3 protein-coding genes are annotated in these 4,194 nt (G+C 73.9%); 1 reads left to right on the top strand and 2 read right to left on the bottom strand.

All coding sequences use genetic code 11. The annotated features are described in order from the left end of the window. Nucleotides 1-31: 31 nt before the first annotated feature. The gene (locus tag ACFWFR_RS17790) at nt 32-1,390 is read right to left on the bottom strand and encodes an MFS transporter (protein WP_377623919.1); all 1,359 of its coding nucleotides are present in this window, start codon (nt 1,388-1,390) and stop codon (nt 32-34) included. Nucleotides 1,391-1,456: 66 nt separating this feature from the next. Here ACFWFR_RS17790 and ACFWFR_RS17785 point away from each other — a divergent pair, with 66 nt between their 5' ends. Beyond that, nucleotides 1,457-1,864: a MerR family transcriptional regulator gene (locus ACFWFR_RS17785; RefSeq protein ID WP_377623918.1), complete on the top strand. Its 408-nt coding sequence runs from the start codon at nt 1,457-1,459 to the stop codon at nt 1,862-1,864. Between the two features lie 49 nt (nt 1,865-1,913). Here the strand turns inward: ACFWFR_RS17785 and ACFWFR_RS17780 are convergent, their stop codons facing one another. Continuing rightward, nucleotides 1,914-3,980 carry a hypothetical protein gene (locus ACFWFR_RS17780; protein WP_377623917.1) on the bottom strand — a complete coding sequence of 689 codons (2,067 nt, stop codon included), beginning with the start codon at nt 3,978-3,980 and terminating at the stop codon, nt 1,914-1,916. Nucleotides 3,981-4,194 lie beyond the last annotated feature (214 nt).

Below are 4,194 nucleotides of genomic sequence, written 5' to 3'. Positions count from 1 at the left end.
CCCCTGATCCCCGCGGATCAGGGGCATCTACTCACTTCTCGGCAGGCCGCACAGGGCCCGCTCCACCCGGGAACGCGTGCCGCCGCGCCCCCAGCACGATCCCCACGACCGGCACCGCGAGCGCGAGCGTCGCCCACGGCAGCGCACCGGACCCGCCCGCACCCAGCACCACGCCGCCCACGATCCCGCCCAGCGCGAGCGCCCCGTTCCACGAGGTGACGAACGCGGACTGCGCCACGTCCGCGGCAGGACCTGCGGCTCGCGCGAGCGCGGTCTGGAACAGGGTCCCGCTGCCGCCGAACGCGAAGCCCAGCGCGGCGACCGCGGCGTAGACCGCGACGGGGGAGCCCGCCGCGACCGCGAGCGTCAGGCCCGCGACCCCCAGGAGCGCGGCGGCGAGGACCGTCATGACGCGCAGGTGCGTGTCGATCAGGGCACCGATCACGACGAGGCTCGCGAACGACGTCGCGCCGAGCACCGCGAGCAGCACCCCGGTCTGCGCGCCGAGCCCGACGTCCTCGAGGAACACCGCGACGTAGGTCGAGAACACGTTGTAGGCCAGGACCGTCAGGCCCGTCACGACCACGACCGGCGCGACGCCGGGCAGCCGCAGCGCCCGCCCGATCGGCACCTGCGTCCCGCGCGGCTCGCCCGGGAAGTCCCGCACGCCCCAGCGCACCCACGCCGCCAGCCCGAGGCTGAGGATCGTCATGGCGCCGAACGCCCAGCGCCACCCGACGGTCGCGCCCAGCGCGGTCCCGGCCGGGACGCCGAGAGCCAGCGCGAGCGGCGCCCCGCCCATCGCGATCGCGAGCGCCCGTCCCGCCTGCTCCGGCGCGGCGAGGCGCCGTGCGTACCCGGCGAGCAGGGCCCAGGTCAGCCCGGCGACGAGCCCGGCCGCGAAGCGCGCGCCGAGCGTCAGCGCATAGCTCGACGACACGGCCGTCACGGTGTTCGCGACCACGAACCCGGCGATCGTCGTGAGCAGCAGGCGGCGCCGGGGCCAGCGGGCCGTGGCCCGGCTGAGGGGGATCGCGGCGACGATCGCCCCGATCGCGAAGACCGTGACGGTCTGCCCGGCGGCGCTCGCGGACACGCCGAGGTCGGCGCCCAGCGCGGGCAGCACGCCCGCGGGCAGCACCTCGGTGAGGAGCGTGACGAACCCGGTCGCGGCCAGGGCGAGCAGGGGCAGCAGGGGGAAGCGAGTGCCCGACGGCGGAGCGTCCGCGGGCGCGTCGGTCCGGTCGGGGAGCGTGGTCGTCCGGGGCGCAGGGGGCGCAGCGGACGTCGGGGGACCCGCTGGCGTGGCGAGCGCAGCGGGGGAGACGGGCGCTGTGGACGTCGGGGGAGCGTCGGTCGACGACTCGGTCGGAGTGGTGCACGTGGTCATAGGGTTAGCATGAATGTCTGACATGGGTGTGAAGGTCAAGCCCGACCCGCGAGAGGGGTGCATCACATGCGCATCGGCGAGCTGTCCCGCCGCACCGGCACGGCCACACGCCTGCTTCGGTACTACGAGGAGCAGGGGCTCCTGACCCCGCAGCGCGAGGAGAACGGCTACCGCGAGTACGGCGAGCACCTCGTCGACCGGGTGCTCCAGATCCGGGGCCTGCTGGAGGTGGGATTCCCGACGCGGATCATCGCCGAGCTGCTGCCCTGCCTCAACCAGCCCCGTGAGATCCACCTGCAGAACGCCTTCCCGGACAAGATCGCGCTGCTCGAGACCGAGCTGGCGCGGATGACCGAGCGCATCGACACCCTCACGAGGAACCGCGACGCGATCGCGGACTACCTCGAGGCCATCAGGGTCGATGCGGCGCCGGCGGACGTGGTGCGAGAGCCGGCCGCCCTCGCCGAGAAGTGAGCAGCTGCCCCTGATCCGGCCGGTTCAGGGGCATCAGCTCACTTCTCGCTCACGCCTCCGTCGTCGGACCGCTCGGCGCCGGTCGCGGTCCGGCGCTGGCCCGTTCAGGTGGGACGGGCACGAGGTGCGCGAAGAACGGGTCGCGTCGAGCGGCCGAGACGTAGTGCCCGGGCTGCTTGGCGAAGGCGCGGTCCAACCACGACTGCACGCGCGCGACGGCGGCCTGCCTGGTCGGCGCGGCCGGGTCGGGCGGTACCACGGCTGCCGCGACACAGGCGATGCCGTAGTCGACCCAGCCCGGGAGGACGTCCGGGTAGGCGGCCCCCCAGTCGGGCTCGATCGTCGTGAGCTGGTGCGGGGCGTCGGACAGGAACCCGGCCGGACCAGGGTCGAGATGCCCTCGGCGCATGAGCTCCGCGTGGCGCTCGACGTTGTGCGCGGTCCGTCGGATAGCGTCCCACCGCGCCCGCCGCGGGGTGCTCTCGCGCAGGTCGACGGCCGCCTTCCTCGTGGACTCCAACGCCGCTGCCAGGTCGTGCCGCATCTCGCCCGTACCACCAGCGGCCGACCAGTTGAGGCTGCTGATCGCCCGGTTGTAGCAGGCTCGCATGATGGTCGCGCGGCACCGGACCGCCTCCCTCAGCCACCGGTCGCGTGCGGCCGGGAGGACGTGCGGGGCATAGCCGAAGAGCTCGTCGAGCCGTGCCGACGCTGCCTGCTCGACGCCGTGGAGCGCCTCGAGTCGCACCTGCCGGTCCTGCGGGGCGGCGGCCGGATCGTCGCCCTCCCTCCGGAGGTCGAGGACCGCGAGGTTGAGCCGGGCCGCGAGCATCTGGGGATCTGCGGCGCGCGCCCGGAGCAGAGCCTGGCGGGCGGCCCCCTTGTCGCCGGCGGCGAGGAGCGCGGCGGAGTCGGCGAAACGGAGGACCGCGACCTCGGACCTCGTCCCGAGCACGGCGACCCGGTGGCGCTTCACGGTGGTCTGGAACGCGATCCAGACGGCGGCCTGAGGCAGCAGGCCGAGGTACGTCGCCCGCTCGACGGGGGCGGTGTCGTCCAGGGGGCGGAGCGTCCGGGTCTCGAGGAGCCTGCCGGACCGCTTCCTGATCGACACCGTCACACCGACCTTCCCGCCCTCGTCGTGCAGGAGGGCCGAGACGTGCCGCACGCGCAGACGTCGGAACCACGTCCAGAACTCCACGACGGCCTTGAAGCCCGACGGCATCCCGTCGATGTCGGGGAGCGTGAGGTCGGTGTCCGGGCCCGTCGAGATCCGCATGGCAGGTGTCGACTCGGCAAGGTCGTCGAGCCGGCGCGGGAGCATCTCGGCCCATGCCTGGGCGACGTCGTCGGCCTTCCCCGCGGTCACTGCCTGGGTCGCGGGGTCGATCCGGTAGGGCGGGCGACGGACCCACGTCCACAGCACGAGGTAGATCAGTGCGAGCCCTGCGAGGCACCAGGCCACGACCGTGAGCCACGTCCTGCCGTCCTCGTCCCACCAGTCCACGACGGTCTCCGGAGGGCTCGGGGCCAGCAGGTCCTGCAGGGCCTGATCGAGCTTCTTCGGGTCCACCTTGCCCTCCTCGACCGCCGTGAGGAGCAGCTCGCGGGCCTCGGCGCGGTGGCCCAGGTCGACGAGCCGGGCGGCGGCCACTGCGGCCTCGGCCGGTGGGGCCTCGGAGCCCGGGTCCGACGTCAGTCCGTCGAGCGCTGCAGTCAGCCCCAGGTCGAGCGCGAGCGCCCGGGCGTAGGAGGTGTCGGCTGCGCTGCGGAGCTCGGCTGCCGCCTCGGTGTCGGTGGCGACGCGGCCGGCCTCTGCGTCCAGCCCCTGTGCCCGACGCAGGAGCACCGCGGCCTCGGCGACCGACCCGTCGGCCTCGGCCAGGACCGTGGCGTCGCAGGCAGTCTCACCTGCGGCCTCGACCTGGGCCGCGGCGACGAGCGCTGCGCTCGGACGATGGGAGGTCGCCAGCTCGATCACGTCCTGGCACGAGGGCGGCGGCGACTCGTCGACGGCTGCCTGGGCGCTCGCGCCGAGCAGGAGCAAGGTGCTGAGGGCGAGGGCGAGGGCGAGGGCGAGGGCGGAGAAGAGCGGAAGAGCTGATCGAGCGCGCATGTCGGCCACCTCGTCGTGGTTGCGCCGAGCCGTCGCCCGGCGGACCTGCTGGCCCTGCCCCTGAGAGGAGAGAGGTCGGCCGGACCGTGGACGTGGCAGGACGCAGGCGCGCGAGCGGGTGAAATTAGCCGGCGCTCTCGCCGAGAAGTGAGTAGATGCCCCTGATCCGGGGGGAACACGGGGGGAAAAAAAAAAAAAAGTGGGGGGGGTTAAA

Origin of the sequence: Oerskovia sp. NPDC060287, assembly GCF_042726775.1 — a bacterium.
GTDB lineage: Bacteria > Actinomycetota > Actinomycetes > Actinomycetales > Cellulomonadaceae > Oerskovia > Oerskovia merdavium.
The sequence above is the reverse complement of the archived record's forward strand: the minus strand, read 5'-3'. Positions and strand labels throughout refer to the sequence as shown.